Raw genomic sequence first — 20,791 nt, 5'->3', positions numbered from 1 at the left:
TAATACGACTATGCAACTTTCACTTCCATTCCAACTTAATAACAAGGCCGTAATTTATTCTGGCTTGCTGGTCATTCTGGCCTTGTTCCTGTTGGCCCCGTTGCCTGCATTTGCATCTGAGGGCACTGGTGGCTCCCTTCCTTATGAAGGGTGGCTGACGAATCTCCGTAACTCTGTGACAGGGCCGGTAGCATTCGCCTTATCCATCATCGGAATTGTGGTGGCGGGTGGTGTGCTGATTTTTGGCGGCGATTTGAATGGCTTTTTCCGTACTCTGATTTTCCTGGTGCTGGTAATGGCCTTGCTGGTAGGTGCCCAAAACGTCATGTCGAGCTTCTTCGGTCGTGGGGCAGAAATAACCACGCAAGATACTGTTACCTATATTTCAACAAGCGATAAGGCTGAGTAAAAAATGGCACTGCGCACGATCTCCATTCGTAGGGCTGGCAATCGAGAAAACCTGTTCATGGGCGGAGATCGTGAGCTGGTGATGTTCTCTGGCCTTATTGCTGGCGCACTGATTTTTAGTGCTCAAGAAGTAAGGGCGACGGTGTTCGGCCTAGGCCTTTGGTTCGGAGCTCTATTTGTTCTCCGATTGATGGCTAAGGCTGACACTAAAATGCGAAGTGTTTACCTTCGGCACCGTCGCTATAAATCATATTACCCAGCTCGGTCAACGCCATTCCGAGAAAATACACCGAACCAAGGGAAGCAGTACAAATGATCCAGGGAATTACTATCAGCATTGCTGTCCTAGGGGCAGTTTTGCTACTTATCTTGTTCGCTCGTATCCGCGCAGTTGATGCCGAGTTGCAACTTAAAAAACATCGCTCAAAAGATGCCGGGTTGGCCGACTTGCTAATTCATGCTGCTGTTGTCGATGATGGTGTAATTGTAGGTAAGAACGGTAGTTTTATGGCCTCATGGCTATACAAGGGAAATGACAACGCAAGCAGCACAGATGAACAGCGAGAAATGGTTTCATTTCGAATTAACCAAGCCTTGGCAGGCTTGGGTAACGGCTGGATGGTACATATAGATGCAGTTCGTAGGCCTGCACCAAACTATTCCGAAAAAGGCGCTTCAAATTTTCCTGACCCAGTTTCTGAGGCTCTTGATGAAGAACGTCGCAGACTCTTTGAAAGCCTGGGGACAATGTATGAAGGCTATTTCGTATTTACAGTTACCTGGTTTCCACCTGTTCTGGCTCAACGAAAATTTGTAGAGTTGATGTTTGATGATGATGCGGTAACTCCAGATCATAAAGCTCGAACAAAAGGACTGATTACTCAGTTTAAGCGTGAAATTTCCAGCATTGAAAACCGCTTATCATCAGCGGTGGAAATGATAAGGCTGAAGGGCCAAAAAATTGTGTGCGAGGATGACACTGTAGTCACTCACGATGATTTTTTAAGCTGGTTACAATTTTGTATTACTGGAAATCACCATCCAGTAATACTCCCTAGCAACCCGATGTATTTGGATGCCATCATTGGTGGTCAAGAAATGTGGGGCGGGGTAGTACCCAAAATTGGTCGCAAATTTATCCAAGTTGTAGCAATTGAAGGATTCCCTTTGGAGTCAACCCCGGGAATATTAGCAGCGCTTGCTGAATTGCCTATCGAGTATCGTTGGTCAAGCCGATTCATATTCATGGATCAACATGAATCTATCGCTCATTTGGATAAATTCCGAAAGAAATGGCGCCAGAAAGTACGAGGTTTTTTCGACCAAGTGTTCAACACAAATACCGGCGCAATAGACCAAGATGCGCTATCAATGGTGCAAGATGCTGAGTCTGCCATCGCTGAAATAAATAGCGGCCTAATAGCTATGGGCTACTACACAAGCTTAGTGGTTCTGATGGATGAAGACCGAGACGCTTTAGAGTCGTCAGCTCGCTCTGTAGAAAAGGCTATAAACCGACTAGGGTTTGCAGCACGAATTGAAACAATCAACACCCTGGATGCCTATCTCGGCAGCATTCCTGGCCATGGTGTTGAAAATGTCAGGCGACCACTTATCAACACCATGAATTTAGCTGATTTACTCCCCACATCCAGCATATGGACTGGGAGCGCGTCTGCACCTTGCCCGCTGTATCCGCCACAGTCGCCAGCATTGATGCACTGTGTCACTCATGGAGCGACGCCGTTCCGCCTGAACCTGCATGTTCGTGACCTTGGCCACACCTTCATGTTTGGCCCCACTGGTGCAGGTAAATCCACTCACCTGGGGATCATTGCAGCCCAATTGCGCCGCTACAAAGGAATGTCGATCTATGCCTTCGATAAAGGTATGTCGATGTATGCTTTGACCAAAGCAACTGGTGGCCGGCATTTTACTGTTGCTGCCGATGATGGGAAATTGGCATTTTGTCCTTTGCAATTTTTGGAAACGAAAAGTGATCGTGCATGGGCGATGGAATGGATCGATACCATTTTGGCGTTAAATGGTGTTGAGACAACCCCAGGCCAGAGAAATGATATTGGCCATGCCATAATAAGCATGCGTGATAGTGGAGCTAGAACTCTTTCTGAGTTCTACACCACAATTCAAGACGAGCAGATTCGGGAAGCTATAAAGCAATATACGATTGATGGGGCTATGGGTCATCTTTTGGATGCAGAGGAAGATGGTTTACAACTATCTGACTTCACAACATTCGAAATAGAGGAGTTGATGAACCTTGGTGAAAAGTATGCTTTGCCTGTTCTTCTTTATCTATTCAGAAGAATAGAGCGCAGCTTAAAGGGTCAGCCGGCTGTAATCATCTTAGATGAAGCATGGCTAATGCTTGGCCACCCTGCATTCCGAGCCAAAATACGCGAATGGCTAAAGGTAATGCGTAAAGCAAACTGCTTGGTTTTGATGGCAACGCAAAGCCTTTCCGATGCTGCCAACTCAGGTATTCTTGACGTTATTGTTGAGTCCACAGCTACCAAAATATTCTTGCCGAATATTTACGCCAGGGATGAAGATACTTCCGCTTTGTACCGCCGTATGGGGCTCAACGCTAGGCAGATTGAAATTATTGCTACGGCAGTTCCGAAGCGCCAATACTATTACGTTTCAGAAAATGGACGCCGTTTATACGATTTAGCTCTGGGGCCATTGGCTTTAGCCTTTGTGGGTGCCTCCGATAAGGAATCAGTGGCCACAATACAGCAATTAGAAGCCAAGTTTGGGGATGACTGGATTCACGAATGGCTATCCGAAAAAGGTTTGAATATTAATGATTATTTGGAGGCAGCATGAGCTTTTCGGAAAAATTAAAGGGTTTGGTTTTCAAAAAACCGGTGTCTCAACACAACCAAGAACACAGCACCAGGCTTGGTGGCAATGAAGATAATCAAAGCCCTTATCTTACCGCCCGTCGCACCTGGGATGATCATGTTGGCTCAGTTATCTCCCAACGGCAAACATGGCAAGTAATTGGCATTCTGGCCATGTTAATCAGCTTGGGCGCTGTGGGTGGACTTATTCACATCGGCAGCCAGTCTAAATTTGTACCCTATGTGGTTGAAGTAGATAAGTTGGGCCAAACAGTTGCAGCCGGCCCGATAGAAGCCACTGGTAAAGCAGATCCACGAGTGGTACATGCAGCAGTCTCAGACTGGATTGCTTCGGCAAGAATGGTTACGCCTGATGTTGCATTACAACGTAAAGCCGTTTTCAAAGTTTACGCGATGTTGTCTCCAAACGACCCGGCCACCGCAAAAATGAATGAATGGCTTAACGGTTCTGATGATGCAAGCCCATTTAAAAGAGCGGCAAAAGAAATGGTGAGCACAGAGATAAAAACCGTTATGCCGCAAACCCCGGATACATGGCAAGTAGAGTGGATCGAAACCGTGCGTGATCGTCAAGGGTCTCTCAAAGGCAAGCCGATTACGTGGCGAGCTCTTGTAACCACATATACAGCTGAGATCACACCACAAACAACAGATGAACAATTGCGGAATAATCCAATGAGCGTCTACGTGCGCGATTATTCGTGGTCACGAGTTCAATGATTTCGAGAGTATCCATTATGAAAAAAAACATTATTTCTGCATTCATTAGCGTGGCTATGTTCTCCTCAGTTGCATATGCCGATGATATGGCTGATCAGTTTTTCTCTGGCACAAATCCTACTTTGACCGTCCAGGAAAAAGCCGCAATTGACATAGCCAAAAAATGGAATGCCAGCACAGCTACCGGCCTGCGTCCAGTGGCCGGACAGAATGGCGCGATCAACTTTTTGTTCGGCGCTCAACAACCAAGCATTGTTTGTGCCGTGCTGCAGGTCTGCGATGTGTCTCTTCAGGCAGGGGAGCAAGTGAATGGGATCCACTTAGGTGATACTGCTCGATGGACTGTTGAACCAGCGATTACTGGCAGCGGCCCAGGGGAAACATTACACCTGATAATCAAACCGCTGGATGTGGGCCTTGAAACCTCCCTGGTTGTAACCACCAATCGACGCACTTATCACATGCGCTTACGTTCCCACCGCACGGAATACATGCCGCAAGTTGCCTTTAGTTACCCAGAGGACTCGATGGCCAAGTGGGATGCCTTACAGCGAAAAGAGACAAAGCAGCAAGAACAAGGAACTATCCCCGCTACAGGGGAATACTTGGGCAACCTCTCGTTTGATTATGACGTATCTGGCTCTACCTCTTGGAAGCCGGCGCGGGTATATAACGACGGGAGCAAGACAATTATAGAAATGCCTCGTTCGATGGAACAAACTGAAGCTCCAACACTGCTGGTTGTTCGTAAAGAAGGTGGGTTGTTCTCTGATGATGAAACAGTAATGGTCAATTACCGTGTTCAGGGAGCCAGATATATCGTTGATACGGTTTTTGATAAGGCAATCTTGATTGCTGGTGTAGGTAATAGCCAAGACCGTGTAACTATTACCAGGAACAAATAAATATGAAAAAGCTCAACATTTCAATTTTACTTTGTTTTGCATTGGCCGGATGTGCTACCGGCCCTTATGGGAACTACCTGGACAAGGCAGCTGGCGTGAATCAATACCAGCTGGCCACCGACACTATAAATAAGCTGGTGACATTGTACCCGCCAGCAAAAGTCAGCCTAGAACTAAAACAGGAAACACCGGATGAATTTGGCATGGCGCTTGTCAAGGGCTTACGTGAAAGTGGATATTCCGTCCTGGAGTTCAACCCTAGTAGTAAAAAAATCATTGGCTCTACAACAGCCTTGCCCCTGAGTTATGTAGTGGATCAAGCTGGTGACTCTGGCTTTTATCGTTTGACCATTAAAATAGGCTCTCAGTCGCTTACACGCCCATATATGAATCAGGGTGGAAATCTAGCAGCTGCCGGTTATTGGGCTCGAAAGGAGTAAATCATGAGCGCAGAATTAATGAGCCCAGAAGCCTCCCCTGGGGAGATGAATAAAAAAGCAGGTGTTCGGCGTGTAAATAATATGCCGATGATGCTGCTTGGTGGGTTACTTGTTTCGTTTGTCATCATTATGATGTTGGTTGCCGCAGATCGCGCCGAACAACAAAATGCTCCTGTTGCCAAGCCAAAGGAAGTTGCTGGCACAACATCGATGTTTGCTAACGAGCTTATTGAGGGACAAAAGGATGGCATTATTGCGCCAGCACAACCTCTAGTGCCACCAGAAGATGCAGCGCCGGCAGCAGACCCGATCCTCATAGCCAAGCCAGAGAACCCAGATGCGCCACCAAAACCAAGGCGGCCAAACAACAACCAGAATCTATCTCAACCAATGAACTCTGACGAGGCCGCCCGAATTAGAATGGCCAAGCTGCAGATGTTTGAAGAGGCCGTTAAGGCAAAAACCGGTGTGCAAGTTATTGCCCCGCGCAGTTCTGGTTCAGCCCCCGGGGGCGTAGCCGGCAATACGTCACTGACAAAGGGCGATATGCTGGCCCAGCTTGCTGCGGTAAGACAACAAATAGACCAGGCTCAAGGGAGTGACCCCACAGCAGCATATCAGGCCAGACTTGCCCAAATCAGAGGGGGCGGCATGGGAGGTGCAGCAGGGGCCACCACCGGGGGATCACAACTGTTACAGACAAGCTCTAACCCCAAGAACAGCGTTGCACAGTTTCAAGGCGGTGAAGGAGACCGATGGCGCTTGGATTCTCAGCCAGAGGCTCCCAGGACGCCTTATGAGCTTCGCGCTGGCTATGTTGTGCCTGCCACTCTTATATCTGGTATCAACTCAGATCTGCCAGGTCAGATCATGTCCCAGGTAGCGCAAAACGTATATGACACAGCTACTGGCCGACACTTACTTATTCCCCAAGGTTCTCGCTTGGTAGGATCTTATTCGAGTGATGTGGCCTACGGCCAAGCCAGGGTGTTGGTTGCATGGCAGAGGATCATTTTTCCAGACGGGAAGGCGATGGATATTGGCGCAATGCCAGGCGCGGATAGTGCGGGCTATGCAGGGTTTAATGACAAAGTGAATAACCATTACTTCCGTCTATTTGGCTCGGCATTTCTCATGTCTGGTGTGACTGCCGGTATAACCCTAAGCCAAGACAGTGGGAGTGCTGGTACTGGTACTGGTAGTGATCGCCAGCGAGCTGGTGATGCCATGAGTGAAGCATTAGGGCAGCAGTTGGGGCAAGTTATGGCACAGCTTATTGCAAAAAACATGAACGTTGCACCGACTCTTGAGATTAGACCGGGTTATCGGTTCAATGTCATTGTCACTAAAGATATGACGTTTTCAAAACCGTATAAGTCCTTTGACTATTAATGTCTCCATCAGAGGTTCATATGAAGAAAAACAATTTAGCCGCTAAAATAATTTTGATCATGGCCATCAGTTCGGGGGTGGCCTCTTTGAGTGTTCAGGCGGGCATTCCTGTAGTTGATGGAACGAACTTAACTCAGAATGTAATGAGCGCAATGGAGGCTGTCGCGCAAACACTGAAACAAATTGAGCAATATCAGACTCAACTACAGCAATATGAAAACCAGATCCAGAATACAATAGCCCCCTCGGCATACGTTTGGGATAGAGCACAAGCAACTATGAATAGTTTGCGAAACTCTATCGACACTCTGAATTATTACAAAAATCAATTGGGTAGTATTGATGGGTATCTTGGTAAATTCCAAGACGTGGCATATTACCGTAGTTCTCCTTGCTTTAATGGTACCGGTGGCTGCACTGAAGCAGAACAAGCGGCAATGAGAGAAAATCGTCGGCTGGCTTCAGAGTCTCAAAAGAAAGCCAATGATGCTCTATTTCGCGGGCTAGATAAGCAGCAGGACGCCTTAGAGACAGATGCAAGAACATTAGAGCAGCTACAGTCCAGCGCCCAGGGAGCCACAGGCCAAATGCAAGCCATCGGCTATGCGAACCAATTGGCCAGTCAGCAAGCAAATCAGCTACTTCAAATTCGGGGTTTACTGGTGGCACAACAAAATGCAATAACCACTCGCATGCAAGCTGAGGCAGATAAAGAAGCGGTACAGCAAGCAGCATCTGAAAATCTGCGGCGGGGCGAATTTAAAGCTAGTGCCGCGAAAAATTGGTAAGGGGGGAGGGGATGAAAAAAACTCACGTATTTATTGCCATTGGCATCAGTGCAATTATTTCAGGCTGTGAAAAACCACAAGCATCTATACCTGAAATAAATGAAGAAAACTGTAAACCAGCTAACATAGCAGCGCTGGATCCGTCAATTAGAGAACATGTATCAAGCAAGTGCATTCGAATTGGTTCATTCGAAAAAAGCACACCCAAAAAGTGGTGACGCCATGAGAAAAGATCTTTCACTTACAACAGCCATTCTTTTTCTCTCACTATCTTTTAATGCCTATGCAGAAGTTAACAGCGCGGGCTTATTTGATGATGTGCTAGAGAGATATGGAGCTGCGGCCAGCTCATGGGGTGGAGTAATTACCGATGCTGCGACATGGCTTTTTTGGTTGCTCGTAACCATATCAATGGTCTGGACATTTGGCATGATGGCTTTGCGAAAAGCGGATATTGGTGAATTTTTTGCAGAGTTTGTTCGCTTCACGATTTTTACGGGTTTTTTTTGGTGGTTACTTTCAAATGGCCCGAACTTCGCATCATCGATATATGACAGTATGCGTCAGATTGCGGGTGACGCTACCGGACTAGGAGGGTCACTATCTCCGTCAGGCATAGTCGATGTAGGATTTGAAATATTCTATACAGTCATGGATCAATCCTCACTTTGGTCTCCTGTAGATAGCGTGGCGGGAATGCTGATGGCTGTGGCAATACTAATTGTCCTGGCGTTGGTTGGTGTAAACATGCTCCTGATGCTTGCATCAGGTTGGGTTCTGGCATACGGCGGTGTTTTTTTCTTGGGATTCGGCGGATCACGCTGGACTTCAGAAATGGCAATCAACTATTACAAAACCGTTTTGGGTGTCGGTGCACAACTGATGGCAATGGTATTGCTAGCAGGCATTGGAAAAACATTCCTTGATGACTATTACAGCCGCATGAGCAGCAGCGTAAACCTCAAAGAAATGGGCGTTCTCTTAATAGTCTGCGTGATCCTGCTTGCCCTGGTAAATAAAGTCCCCGCCTTAATCGCAGGCATCAGCTCAGGAGCCACTGGTGCGGCTGGTATAGGTCAAATGGGGGCGGGAGCGGCGCTAGGGGCAGCCGGTATGGCAGCTGCAGCTGCAGCAACCGGCGGGGCTTTGATGGCTGCCGGTGCCGCGAATGCGACTGGTGGAGCTCAGGCGGTTATGGCCGCATTCTCCAAGGCGAATGAAAATGTTTCTGGCGGTACAGACACACTATCAAGCATGTTCAGTGGTGGTGGTGGTGGTGGTGGTGATAGTGGGAATTCAGGGTCTGGCGGCACAGATGGGGCTGAAGCAAGCACCGGAAGCACCCCCTTCTCACAAGCAGCAGGATTCTCACAAGGCTCAGGGAGCCCCCCTGCAGATGGTGATACAAGCACAGGGGGAGGCGGAGAGGAAGCGAGCCAAAGCCAAGGAGAATCCCAAAGCGGCCAGCAGGCTCAAGAGGAAAAGAGTGGTTCGCCAGGCTCAATGTCTGCCGCCACTCGGGCAGCTCGCGTGGCAGTAGATGCTGGCGCTAACTTGGCCAAAGCAGCTGGCCAACTGGCCAAAGACAAAGCATCAGGAATGAAGGACTCAGCCATGGAAAGAGTATCCAATACGCTCGGTGGGCGGATAGCTGAAAGCATAAAAGGTGGAAGTGAAAAAGATCCCTCATTCACTGGAAATAGCCTTGGTGGAGACGATTCAGAATCAGAGATCGCCGCTTTTGCAAATAAAGACTCTGAAGTTTCCGAGTTTGCCAATAAAAAAGCCTAAACAGGATAATTTGACAATGAAAAAAATTTTAATATCCTCCCTTTTTATCGCCAGCGCATTTACCCAAGTGAAAGCCCAAGATGAATTAACTGGGGACACTAAGTTGGCCTGTGAAGCAGTTCTTTGCCTTTCATCAGGTACCCGGCCAAGTGAATGCGCTCCGTCTCTCTCTCACTACTTCAGCATTCATAAGAAAAAGTTTTCTGACACGATAAGGGCTCGCTTTGACTTTTTAAATCTATGCCCTGTCTCAAACCAAACACCCGAAATGAATTCTCTCATTTCAGCAATTTCCAATGGTGCTGGTCGGTGTGATGCGGCCTCATTGAATACGACCCTGAGAACCTGGTGGGGTAACTGGAACAGTGGCTATGTCTATATCAGCAATCAGCTTCCAGATTACTGCTCGGCATATAACGGACATGCCTACACGGATTTTAATAGCAGCGGAACAGCGCCGATATACGTTGGAGAACCCCTCCAGGGAGGATACTGGGTCGAAGCAAGAGACTATGAGCAAGCACTTGCTAATTACAATGAGCAACAGAGAAGAATGAAAGAAAACAGCCAGGCCTCCTGGTGGAAAAATTAAGGGGGTTATATGCTGCCATTTCTTGCTGATATTCCACCACAAGAACAAGAGAGAGTCGTGTGCTCTATATCTGCGGCTGTCAAATATGACACGCCAGCAAATATTGTCCTAGCTATTGCTGAGAAAGAGGGGGGTAAGCCTGGGCAAAGAGTCAGAAATACCAATGGGACTGATGATGTTGGCGCGATGCAGTTCAATACTGACTATCTAAAAGACTTGGCTAAATATGGCATCACAGCTAACGATGTAGCAGCTCATGGCTGCTATCCATTTGAGTTGGCGGCGTGGCGCATCAGAATGCACATTAAGAATGACTCGGGGGATATATGGACTAAGGCAGCTAACTATCATTCAAAGACACCAGATAAAAATCGTATATATAGAGCTGACCTCATTAAAAAAGCGGCAAAGTGGGCCGAGTGGCTAGAAGCTCGTTTTGTGACCATTGATGTGATGCAAAAAGAGGTAAAGCCTAAGCCCATCCTAAATATGGGGCAGCCAGGCAATATGCGAGTGGCAACATCATCGCATCGACAGGATGTTGCTAGTAGCAGCAAAGAAATAAATTCAATAAAACAAGAAGAAAATAATCCTTCAGGCTATATACCACGAATGATAACTTTCACCCCCTCAGACAGCCGCGCCGAATAGGCGTGGCTTTTTAGCCGCTAAAGTGAACGTCATGAATGAATTTCAGTTGAGCAATGAAAAAGTAGAATGGTTAAAGTGGCTCGCTTTATTATCAATGACTATTGACCATATAAACAAATATTTATTTAACGGCACAAATTCAATTTCGTTTGATGTTGGGCGATTGAGCATGCCCATATTCACCATCATCTTGGCGTATAATCTTTCTCGTCCAGGCAAGGTTATAAATGATGTTTGTTGTCGAGCAATGACGAAACTTTTAATATTTGGCATGGTGTCATCAATTCCATTCACTTTATTGAACAATACAATTCAGCCTCTTAATATTTTATTTTCGCTATTGGCTATAGTTGCCATCGTCTATCTCTTAGAAATAAGGAGCGTCCTATCTATTGTTATTTCTCTAGGTGTTTTTGTCGCGGGTGGTGCACTCGTTGAATATGGCTGGATAGGTTTGTCCTTGGGGCTGAGCTCATACTGGTTTTTTAAACGCAACTCCAGAAATGCCGCCGTTGCCGTTCTTATAGCATGCGGGGCCCTTTGGTTTATTAATGGTAACTATTGGGCTGTACTTGCGATCCCAATAGTTATGCTCGCATCTAAAGCCCCCCTTCCGGCCCTTCCAGGGCCCCGGTTTACTTGGTTTTTCTACTCTTATTACCCCATCCATCTTTTTGCTCTCTGGCTTATAAGGATACCCATGAGCAAGGCAGGATATCTGTTCTTTTGAGGTTTAAAAAAAAGGAAAGCACTATATATAGAAAAAAAGATCACAACAGACACCACATATAGACACCCAGCCTTGAATTTTAGCGGCTAAAAAATCAAAAGCCTCATTTTCATCCAGCGATGGCCGAACAGCTTTTAAATCGTATGGTTGAATTACAACCTAGTTCGGTATATCGTATGCCAATCGAATTTTTGCCTAGTTGGAGTAACTCCATGTCCATGTTGAACAGAATGGCATTGCCCATCCTCCTGGCGTTTGTGCCTGCTTTAGCGGGAGCCAGTGAATCCCCGATGACTACTGGGGTTTCAGTATTATTTTCTAGTGGTAGCTATCAATTTACCCCGAACAATGATGTTCGGATGATTTTGGGCAACCTACGCTCTGCAGCGATGATCACAGTGAACGGGAGAACCAGCGGGGCAAGTAGTGCCGAAAAAAATGAAAAGCTTGCACTTGCAAGAGCCATTGCGGCAAGAAATTGGCTTGTAACTCAGGGTGTGTCGCCTGAAAAAGTAATGATCAACTTTGCCAGTGGCGTTGACTTCATTGCACCGAATAGCACACCCGAGGGCCAACTTCTTAACCAGCGAGTGGATATCGAGGCCACCTATGTCTCATACTCCTCGTCTGCAGTATTGGCTAAGTCACCTGCCAGCCGTACCCAATATCGTTGCCCTGTCCCCCCCTCGAATGGTTCAACCTCTCCCTTCGCATATAGCGGGACGGGAGGTACAGCCAAACCATTTTCGTTTGTAGCCTCAGCCCCTACAACAAATGCCCGGACAGCCACACCCAGCCCCCTCGCAGATGAAGTGGCCAAGAAAATTAATGCTGTTACAGCAACACCATCAGTACAAGTCGGTAGTCCCATAGAAAAGACTACGCCATTCTTGATTGACCAAAAGACCACATCCACCGCTTCGCACCAGCAAGCTCCAAATAAAGGAAAAGTGGTGGAGGTCAGCAGCAAATTCTCCCTCGTTGTGAGAGCCGGTGAGACCTGGGAACAATCTCTTACTCGCTGGATCCGTGATAATGGATATGATTCAGTTCTTTTATATTTCCCTGAAGGGCAGCCAGAGGGTTTCTCACTCCATCCTAAAAATACGTACTTCCCTGGCATAGATTTCGATAGTTCGATCAATGAAGCTAGATCTGCTTTTGAAAAAGAAAGTGGGGTCAATTATTCAGTCACTTTCGACAAGTCAAATAAAACCGCAGTCATACACCCCGTAGGGGTAGTTACTCAAACCTTCAACATCAAACCTGGTAGCCTGAAACAGAATGCCGCAAGAATGACTACCGCATACGGTTGGAATACGTCTGAACCAGACTGGCGAATCAAGGGGGACTACTACATTTCAGCTGGCTGGCCCATTGTGACTCAAAAAGGTGATATCGCCACGGCATTGAATATGCTGGTAGCATCGTTCCCAGTACAGCCTCAGCTTCTTAAATCAACACAGCATGTATTTTTCGTTACAAAGGATGGCCAGTGATGACCCCGAAAAAATTAATTGCAATCAGCGTTATTTTTGCTCTGAGTGGATGCGGGGCAACTGATTACCTCGAACAGAGAGACGCTGCGAAAGAAACTCAAAACAAGATCAACGCTCAAGGTGTAATGCCAGATGCCTCCAAGAGCATCTTTATTGAACGGCCTCCCGTTGACCTTAACCCTATTACAGAAGGGTCTCCTTGGTGGGTTAGAAAACCGGCATCACTTAAAGGGCAAAATGTTCCTTTCAACTTTGCGGTTAGTAACTTGCTCCAATCAGCAGGACAAAAAGTTTCCGTTGAGTTTGGCCCAGATGTAAACCCCAATAAGCCTATTTCTGTCGATTATCAAGGGGACATTAATGGGGCACTCAATGAAATCGCTTCGAAAGCTGATGTGTCGGTCAGCATGAGCGGCAACCAAGTTAAGTTTGATCGCTATGTAACAAAGGTGTTTGAGCTTAATTCTTTGCTGGGTAAAAGCTCCTTTCTTTTTGGACGGAAGGCCAATAGCGGCAATGGTGGTGGAGAGGGGCTGGCGACCAGAACCGTTACCAGCAGCCTGGGCAACTCTGACACATATGCCACATCAGAAAGCACTGGTGTAAACGCCTTCAATGATTATTTATCTGCTATCAAGTCTATTTTGAAAAAAGATGGCGTGAAGCCTGATGATGATGATCCTTTGGAAGGTGACGTTATTGTCACTGAATCGACGGCATCAATTCTTGTCAGAACTACCCCTCACAGAATGAGCTTGGTAGAAAACTATATTTCATCCAGAAAACAGTCTATTGCTCGCCAAGTAATGATTGAGGTGAAGGTACTGCAGTTCAAGGGCAGTAAGGGCAGTGAGTTCGGTATCGATTGGAATGTGGTTAGAACATTCTCTGATGGAAAACTCAATTTTACGGGCCCGACATTGCCCACTATCGGCAACAATGGGAACTATGGCTTTTCTTTTACCTCAACCAGCCCTAATTGGGATGGTACGACGATCTTGATGAAGGCGTTGCAGACACAAGGAGAGGTTGGCGTCGAGTATGAGCCAAGAACAGTGGCCAGGAACAACCGAGTTGCGTCGATTGATAACTCTGAGAAGTTGTCGTACATAGCCCGGGTAACAGTTACTCCCAATCAAAATGCTGATGCCAGCGTTGAGGTTGTTGATGCTGTTGTTAGCGATGGGCTCACCATGTCAGTTATGCCTAATATTTCTGATGATACCGTTAATCTGCAGATCTCCGGTGTGCTATCTAAAGTGGTCGGATGGAATGACACCGAAGTCAGTGGGGTAACAGTCAGGGCCCCCCAAGTACAGGAAATAAAATTTGATCAAGATGTAGGCCTAAAGTATGGCGAAACACTTGTGCTTAATGGATATAAGCAGAAATCAAATAAAGCTGACGAATCTACATTATTTAAAATACCATTTTCAGGTGGCAATGCAGGTGCAAGTAGCACTACTGAAACTATTGTCCTGATTACACCAAAGCGGATTTAAATATGGCTATCGTCAGAACAACGTTACCTCACGGTAACAAGCAAAAAGAGATCCTTAAAACTTGGCGGGGTGAATACCCAGCCAAATATGAGCGCATCTTTGTTAAAGAAGACCTATTGACTCGTGTAGCGTCTGACGAGCAAGACATTGCCTGGGGAGAATGTATTGCATCAGCGTTAGCTGAGGCGGTTATCGTTTTACCGGAAAAGTGGAACTGCATTATATCTTCAGAAGGAGGGTTGCGGTGCGTTCTTTGGGAAGAAGGCTCCATTCGAAGGGATGAAGTCGTTGACCCTCTTGAGTTGACCAACTGGCTTAAAATATATAAGGCCAATGATATTTACTCCTCTCACGATTTAAATATTGATCGTGAAGAAATAAATTTGGATGGTGTTCAAATTCATGTCATTGGCGAACTTGATCTCGACTCTGATAATTTTGAACTTCAAGAGTATTTGGGTTCGCCATTTTTAAGGGTTTTAAAACCCGCTTTGGCCATAACTGCTGTCGTTGCTGTAATCGCTTGGTTTTCATGGCCTGAACCGCCGCCGCCGCCGCCGCCGGAAGTAGCAGATCCATGGTACGGATATAAACAGACTTGGAGCGATATCCAGCAAGCTGGCGACGCTATCGCTCTACTGGGTACTACATGCGCGAAGTTTGTTACATTTCCTGTCGTTGCTGATGTGCCAACAGGGACTATAGCACCAGGCTCGCTGAACATGGCCCTGTCTGAGGTCGCGATTGATCGCAACGTGATGAATGTTTGGGCCAAAAACAACAACATAGAAATATCGTTCACTGGCTCTCAACCCTTTTTGAGAGTCGGACTGCCAATAACGTCATACTGGCGCGAACACAAAGTAAGTTTCTACGCCATGGATGAACGTGTTGCCGATTTTTTTTCAAGGTTATCGCTGATTGCCAACGTAAAGGCTTCTTTTGAGCCAGTGCAACAAAATGGTGTTTGGGCTACGCGAAAAGCAACCATCAATATACAGGCCACTCCTTGGCTTTTGAAAGAAATAGGGGAGGGCATGCGTAACATGCCAATCAAATTAGAAGGGGCTAACTTCAGTTTTTCAAATTCTGGTAGTTGTTCCCTCAGTAATGCCGTAATTGAGTTTGGAGGTAGTGCACAATGAATTTAGATAAAAATTTGCCAAGCAAAAAAAAGCTGTTCGTTTATATTGGTGCCCTTGTCTTAGTTTGCGGGGCAGCCGCTTATATATATAGTTCTAATGCTGAAAAAAAAGCGGCAAAGAACGAACGGCTTCAACAATTAATAGCGCAGTCAAAGGGATCAACAAGCAGCGCCCCTGATTTTTCACTCGGGCCAGCCGGGGGCATAGTTGATAGTGCGCCCGTTCCCACGACTACCGAGCTGCCCGAGCTTTCAAGCGAGATAAGGGAACTGCTGGATTATGGAGCTCGAAGAGCTAAAGCAGAAGCCAAGCTGGCAGCCAGAAAGGCCGAAGAGGATGAAAAGAAACTTGGAAAGACGGGCGTGAGCACGGGTGAAAATCCGATCTCTCCTGGTGAAGGCTTTTTACTGAAAGATGAACAACCACTAGGCATGGGAATTTCTTTTAACACGCCAAAACCCACCAGGGCGGCGAGCAGCCTTGAACAGTTAACATTGCGTTACGCCGCCAGGGTGGATGGCAAGCTGACTGCATATGTATCAGTTGGCGAGTCTGGACGAATGATTCCAGCCCAAGTAGGAAAGGTTATTGAAGGGATGAAAATTACCTCAATCACCGACAGTCAATTATGTGCCAGCCAGGGTAAGTCTACCCGCTGCATCACTATGTCTTATTGAGGTGGTATAGATGAACGCCCCAGCTAAAACAATGTTTGGTCTGATAGATGACGAAAATATTTTAGCTCTATGCAGAGAAGATAAGTGCTGTTTTGTTGATGACAACATGGTTATTCTCACATCAGACCCGGATAGCGATAATTTAAGAAAAATTGTTAACGAGGTGAAAAAACTTAGGCATGGTGCGGATCCAGAAATTCGCCTCGTTGATAAAAACATTGTATTACAGGTGCTCGACTCTGGAATATCAAATACCAGTGACGCTGAAAAAATTAACGGGCGTAATGTCGTTGCAAAATCGACTCACGTTGAAGAACGGTTGATGCACATTCTTACCAGGTGCATCAAACTCGGCGGGTCTGATGTTCATATATTGGTGAAGGGTGGTAAAACCACAATTAAATCAAGGGTTGACGGGAGATTAGTTGAGTTAACTGGAACCCAACCTAAAGAGTATGGTGTCGAACTGACATCATACATATTTAGCGCCTTTAGTGGTTCGGAAGAGTCGTATTCCTCTCTTATTCCAAATGCAGGCGGATTTAACGTACAAATCAATCTTAACAATCAAAAGAGAAGCTGGGATTGGCGAAGTTCCATGATTCCAGTCAGCAGCAGCAATGATGACATAGACTGCACAAAAACTGTTTTAAGACTCTTGACGCCAATCAGAGAGGATATCCCATCATTTTCTGATATGGGGATGGATGAAGATCACATTAAGATTATTGATAAAGCTCTTAAACAGCCCCAGGGAGCCATTCTTTTTTCGGGGCCAACAGGCTCAGGAAAAACAACCGTGGCAATGGCTGGCCTGTCAGAGATTGATGAAGAAAGGAATATCAACACCCTTGAGGATCCACCGGAATGGTCTCTCGATGGTGTTGCCCAGACTCGCATCGACTACGGATTGACGAAGAAAGGTCAAGTACGTGATTTTGCGTACTACGGAAAAGTGATGCTCAGACAAGACCCGGATGTGATCTATTTTGGCGAGCTTCGAGATCAGCGCGGTGCGGCTGAGTTCACACACTTGTCAGAGTCCGGCCACCTCCTGGTGGGCACTACGCATACGTCTAGCGCAACGGGCATTGCAACCAAGCTGGTCGAGCACCTTCGAGTACCGGGAGTCGTTGCCAGTAGCCCTGACGTTTTTTCTGTCTTTAGCCATCAGCGTCTAGCGAGAAAGGTGTGCCCTCACTGCTCAATACCACACGAAAAAGCCACTCAGGAACAAAGGGCCGCCCTGGTTAAACTCCTGGGAGAGAACTTAGGTAAGGCTCGATTCAAAAACACAGAGGGTTGTAAACACTGCGTCCACGGTGAAAAGGGCCGTACACTCGTCATGGAGGTAATTGAATTAACTGATGAAGATAGAGCGTTTATCGCAAAAGGGGATGCTCTTATCTGGCGTCAGCACCTAATTAATAACGGATGGAAAAGCATTCAGTTTTACGCCAAGAAAAAAATTCTTGCTGGTATTTGTGATATCTACTCAGTGGCCGAACAGGTTAAGGAGTTGATATGAATTTTGAGGCCATCAAAAAGCGCTTTTTGAAGCTTACATTCTTCAAATCAGCTCAAATCGAGTTCCTTGATGACTTTCAAGAGCTCGTAGATTCGGGGCTGGAAGAAAAAGCCATATGCTTGAACTTCATAAAATACGGGACGGCTGCAACTAAATGCTTAGCGTCAGAAATGTTGATGGCTATCAGGAACGGCAAAAAAATAACAGTTGGCATGGAGGGATGGTTTTCTCCTCTGGTTATATCTACAATTTCCGCCGGCAAGGAGACTGGTGATATGGTCATGGGCCTAAATATAGGCTCTAGCGTTCTTCGTGACGCATCAGGTCTTACATCTGATATTTTCAAAGCTGTTATTTACCCTTTCTCAATTCTCGCGGTGATTATTGGGATTGCGGGAGGGCCAGCTTACGAATATCTTCTGACGACTCAAGAAACGCTCCCATTGCATAGGTGGGGTACTATTTCACATACAGCCTGGAACATTTCAAACTTTTGTCACAACTGGAAATTTGTTGTTCTTTTTGGATTGTTGTCCGTGATAGCATTATTGGCATGGGTGTTACCAAATGTCCCTGACAGAGGAGACTTAGATAAAGCGATTATATTCAAACAGTATCGAGACCTTAACGCCATAGCAGTATTGGCTAGTGTAGCCAGCCTTATGAAAGCAGGAGTTTCTCTGAAAGATTGTCTGAGCATAATAGGTCACGGTTCTGGGCAATGGTTATCAGCCAAACTCAGAGCCGCAAAGCTCAAGATAACTTCTGGCAAAAAGAACTATGGGGACATTTTCGATGTTGGCCTGGTAAATGAGCCAGAAATACAGAGAATCAAAATTCTCAGTAACAGCGAAGATATTCCGAGTGTTTTAATGAAAAGCTCGGAAAGGCAAAGGAGGAAGTTAAAAAAACAGATCGCACGGTTAGCTTTTTTAGCAAATGCGCTTGCAATGCTCATGGCGGGCATGGGATTAGCAATAATGGCCGGGGGTGCTTATTTAGTGGTGGCACAATCGGCAAGAATAATGTCTTAACAATCAATGTAAATGAGGTAATGTAAATGAAAGATTTCAACGCAAAGAAAAATGTGTTCCGCAAACAAGGTGGTTTCACTCTTATCGAGCTGAGTATTGCCATTGCTGTTATTGGCGTACTTCTTGCGGTGGCACTGTCAATGCGTAGTGATGTCAACTATCAAACCCAGCAAGAAAACCTGACAAAACAGGTACAGCAGATCACCTCTGCATCTGACCGCTGGAAAAAAGGCCGCCCCAATAAAACCGGCGTCAGTATGACAGAGTTGTGCAAAGCCGGTTCCAAGCTCCTGGATGCAGCTATCTGCGGTACCACAGCTGATGGTAAAAAGGCGAATGCCTTTGGTGGTGACTTTACTGTCATTGCGAATACATCAAACCCCAGCCAGGTTGATATTACCGCCGCAGGCCTGCCGACAGACTATATTACAGACCTTGCGGACACTCTGGCCCCACTTTCCGTTGGCCGCTGCCAAACAGCAACAGGGTGCACAACTGTTACGGTAACTGGTACAAGTATCAAAGTGACCATGTAATTAATGAGCATAGTGGCGGCTTAGGTCGCCACTTTTAATTATTTTAGGCAGATTGGTTTATGAAAAATAACAGCGGTTACACATTGATTGAATTAGTCGTCAGCACGGCTGTTATTCTCACTTTACTTGTTGGCGGGGTTAGCACATTAAAAAGTGACAGCGATATAATTAAACAAGCCAAACAAGCATCAAGCATTGCTTTCGATGTAAACAAAGGCATATCTTCTGCTCTCCTTTTGAAAAGAACAGGAGGTTGCCTAAACGGAGTAAGCATATCTCACACTGACTTACTTGGTGTTGGCGTCCCCCGCTCATCCGTTTACCCGATCCCCTGGATCACAAATTTCTCCTTTAGCATGAGGGGAGGGGAGCCTGTGGGAACTGTGGTTTCTGTTGACGTGAGGGATACGATTTTAGCCGCTAAATTATTCTCTGACTCTGGAGCCAGAAGCGTTTCAGGAAGTCTTCTCTCTTTCTACTATCCGATTAGGTCGCCACGTACTTCATCATTTAGTGAAATGTATAGAAATAACTCAAGTTGCTGGGAATACGGTTCTGGAGCCAAATAAACATGAAAAATAGGCAAAGTGGTTATACCCTTATCGAATTGACAATTGTTCTGGGTGTTGTAGCTTTTCTTGGCACAATGGCGTTCAATGAACTGAAACAGGACAAAATAGAAGGGGAGGCAAAAAAACAAGCCGCAAGAATTGTCGAGGTTTTCACTAAGGCCAGTGAACGTTATCAAGTCCAAGCGAAAAATACTGGGATCATTGCTCCCTCTAATTTTCCATCATCCGTTCAAGTCTTGGTTAATGAGGGCTACCTGCAAAACTGCACTCCGACAGAAGCCAGCGTTGGGGACTGCCGCCCAATGACCGAAACCCTATGGGGCGATACAATTTCGGTAAGAGCTTATGGCGTTGGTGGTAATCCCACTATTCCTAGATTTGAATTAACTACCCCATTAGCCAAAGTACCCGCTTCTTATCGCGATAATATTGCTGGCGAGCTATTGTCTATCTTGCCATTTGCAAAAGTATCTGGAACAAGTATTGTTGCCGAAATTGGACGCCCCGGCACTGAAATAGCTCATGATAATTTCTATCTCCTTGACGGTTCCAGGCCTCTAACAGGAACAATGAAAGCAGCAGGCAATGCGATTGAAGATGTGAAAGACATATCGATTGCTGGCCTGACAAATAGAACCGTGTTATCAGGTTTAGGATGGAGTAGCGTTCAACAAAATAGCCAAGCGGTACCATTGGTAAACTGCCCAGCGGGAAGAACAAACAGGAAAGTGAACGTTGTCCCACTCTCTTACAACAAAAACGGCTACCCATTCAACAAAATCGGCGCGGTTGAGGGCCGCTTTGATGGCGGGGTAGCATATGTCAGAGTATGGGAAACGAACACAGATGGAACTCAAGGTTGGTACGTTCCTAGCCCGGCAAATGGAACAGTTCTAGTTCAGCAGCAATGCACAAAATAATCGTTTTTACCTCTCAAAACCCTTCAAAAAAGGAGTCTCAAATGAATTTTAGTATCGATAATGGCCTTTCTCG

22 protein-coding genes are annotated in these 20,791 nt (G+C 46.2%); all 22 read left to right on the top strand.

Translation table 11 applies throughout. From position 1 onward, the window contains the following. Positions 1-10: 10 nt before the first annotated feature. The gene (gene trbC / locus BN1115_RS00100; RefSeq protein WP_010676130.1) at positions 11-409 is read left to right on the top strand and encodes a conjugal transfer system pilin TrbC; all 399 of its coding nucleotides are present in this window, start codon (positions 11-13) and stop codon (positions 407-409) included. Between the two features lie 3 nt (positions 410-412). Further along, positions 413-724 (top strand): conjugal transfer protein TrbD, encoded by a 312-nt coding sequence (locus BN1115_RS00095; RefSeq protein ID WP_010676131.1) that lies wholly within the window; start codon positions 413-415, stop codon positions 722-724. Then, positions 721-3,258, top strand: a complete 2,538-nt coding sequence (locus BN1115_RS00090) for a VirB4 family type IV secretion/conjugal transfer ATPase (protein WP_042655544.1) — start codon at positions 721-723, stop codon at positions 3,256-3,258. The genes BN1115_RS00095 and BN1115_RS00090 overlap by 4 nt, the downstream gene beginning before the upstream one ends. Further along, a complete protein-coding gene (locus BN1115_RS00085) occupies positions 3,255-4,016 on the top strand; it encodes a conjugal transfer protein TrbF (protein ID WP_042655543.1) in 762 nt (253 codons plus the stop codon). The genes BN1115_RS00090 and BN1115_RS00085 overlap by 4 nt, the downstream gene beginning before the upstream one ends. 17 nt (positions 4,017-4,033) lie before the next feature. After that, complete coding sequence (trbG, locus tag BN1115_RS00080) at positions 4,034-4,921, top strand: P-type conjugative transfer protein TrbG (RefSeq protein ID WP_010676134.1); 888 nt, start codon at positions 4,034-4,036, stop codon at positions 4,919-4,921. Between the two features lie 2 nt (positions 4,922-4,923). Further along, complete coding sequence (locus BN1115_RS00075) at positions 4,924-5,361, top strand: conjugal transfer protein TrbH (RefSeq protein ID WP_042655542.1); 438 nt, start codon at positions 4,924-4,926, stop codon at positions 5,359-5,361. A gap of 3 nt (positions 5,362-5,364) precedes the next feature. Beyond that, a complete protein-coding gene (locus BN1115_RS00070) occupies positions 5,365-6,753 on the top strand; it encodes a TrbI/VirB10 family protein (RefSeq protein ID WP_042655541.1) in 1,389 nt (462 codons plus the stop codon). A 20-nt stretch (positions 6,754-6,773) separates the two neighbouring features. Further along, the gene (gene trbJ / locus BN1115_RS00065) at positions 6,774-7,541 is read left to right on the top strand and encodes a P-type conjugative transfer protein TrbJ (RefSeq protein ID WP_042655540.1); all 768 of its coding nucleotides are present in this window, start codon (positions 6,774-6,776) and stop codon (positions 7,539-7,541) included. A gap of 11 nt (positions 7,542-7,552) precedes the next feature. After that, positions 7,553-7,759: an entry exclusion lipoprotein TrbK gene (trbK, locus tag BN1115_RS21330; protein ID WP_082034760.1), complete on the top strand. Its 207-nt coding sequence runs from the start codon at positions 7,553-7,555 to the stop codon at positions 7,757-7,759. Beyond that, positions 7,698-9,332 carry a P-type conjugative transfer protein TrbL gene (gene trbL, locus BN1115_RS00060; RefSeq protein WP_456690595.1) on the top strand — a complete coding sequence of 545 codons (1,635 nt, stop codon included), beginning with the start codon at positions 7,698-7,700 and terminating at the stop codon, positions 9,330-9,332. The genes trbK and trbL overlap by 62 nt, the downstream gene beginning before the upstream one ends. A gap of 16 nt (positions 9,333-9,348) precedes the next feature. Then, positions 9,349-9,924: a TrbM/KikA/MpfK family conjugal transfer protein gene (locus BN1115_RS21325; protein WP_082034759.1), complete on the top strand. Its 576-nt coding sequence runs from the start codon at positions 9,349-9,351 to the stop codon at positions 9,922-9,924. A gap of 9 nt (positions 9,925-9,933) precedes the next feature. Further along, positions 9,934-10,575 (top strand): lysozyme family protein, encoded by a 642-nt coding sequence (locus tag BN1115_RS00050; protein ID WP_082034758.1) that lies wholly within the window; start codon positions 9,934-9,936, stop codon positions 10,573-10,575. A gap of 31 nt (positions 10,576-10,606) precedes the next feature. Then, positions 10,607-11,305, top strand: coding sequence for a TraX family protein (locus tag BN1115_RS00045; protein ID WP_050070470.1), 699 nt, complete (start codon positions 10,607-10,609; stop codon positions 11,303-11,305). 212 nt (positions 11,306-11,517) lie between these two features. Further along, positions 11,518-12,804 carry an OmpA family protein gene (locus tag BN1115_RS21320; RefSeq protein WP_082034757.1) on the top strand — a complete coding sequence of 429 codons (1,287 nt, stop codon included), beginning with the start codon at positions 11,518-11,520 and terminating at the stop codon, positions 12,802-12,804. Then, the gene (locus tag BN1115_RS00035) at positions 12,804-14,306 is read left to right on the top strand and encodes a hypothetical protein (RefSeq protein WP_042655536.1); all 1,503 of its coding nucleotides are present in this window, start codon (positions 12,804-12,806) and stop codon (positions 14,304-14,306) included. Before BN1115_RS21320 ends, BN1115_RS00035 begins: the two co-directional genes overlap by 1 nt. A gap of 2 nt (positions 14,307-14,308) precedes the next feature. Continuing rightward, positions 14,309-15,451 carry a hypothetical protein gene (locus BN1115_RS00030; protein ID WP_042655535.1) on the top strand — a complete coding sequence of 381 codons (1,143 nt, stop codon included), beginning with the start codon at positions 14,309-14,311 and terminating at the stop codon, positions 15,449-15,451. After that, on the top strand, positions 15,448-16,128 hold the full coding sequence (locus BN1115_RS00025; RefSeq protein WP_042655534.1) for a hypothetical protein: 681 nt from the start codon (positions 15,448-15,450) through the stop codon (positions 16,126-16,128). Before BN1115_RS00030 ends, BN1115_RS00025 begins: the two co-directional genes overlap by 4 nt. 10 nt (positions 16,129-16,138) lie before the next feature. After that, positions 16,139-17,656, top strand: coding sequence for a GspE/PulE family protein (locus BN1115_RS00020; protein ID WP_042655533.1), 1,518 nt, complete (start codon positions 16,139-16,141; stop codon positions 17,654-17,656). Then, positions 17,653-18,690, top strand: coding sequence for a type II secretion system F family protein (locus BN1115_RS00015; RefSeq protein ID WP_042655532.1), 1,038 nt, complete (start codon positions 17,653-17,655; stop codon positions 18,688-18,690). The genes BN1115_RS00020 and BN1115_RS00015 overlap by 4 nt, the downstream gene beginning before the upstream one ends. Positions 18,691-18,716: 26 nt before the next feature. Continuing rightward, positions 18,717-19,226, top strand: a complete 510-nt coding sequence (locus tag BN1115_RS00010; protein ID WP_050070469.1) for a type II secretion system protein — start codon at positions 18,717-18,719, stop codon at positions 19,224-19,226. Positions 19,227-19,285: 59 nt separating this feature from the next. Next, complete coding sequence (locus BN1115_RS21315) at positions 19,286-19,795, top strand: type II secretion system protein (RefSeq protein WP_082034756.1); 510 nt, start codon at positions 19,286-19,288, stop codon at positions 19,793-19,795. Positions 19,796-19,797: 2 nt separating this feature from the next. Then, positions 19,798-20,718, top strand: a complete 921-nt coding sequence (locus tag BN1115_RS21310) for a type II secretion system protein (RefSeq protein ID WP_082034755.1) — start codon at positions 19,798-19,800, stop codon at positions 20,716-20,718. The last annotated feature ends 73 nt before the right edge of the window (positions 20,719-20,791 follow it).

The sequence above is a fragment of the Aeromonas allosaccharophila genome, assembly GCF_000819685.1.
GTDB lineage: Bacteria > Pseudomonadota > Gammaproteobacteria > Enterobacterales > Aeromonadaceae > Aeromonas > Aeromonas allosaccharophila.
Note: the sequence above shows the minus strand (reverse complement) of the source record. Positions and strands in the feature narration are given on the sequence as shown.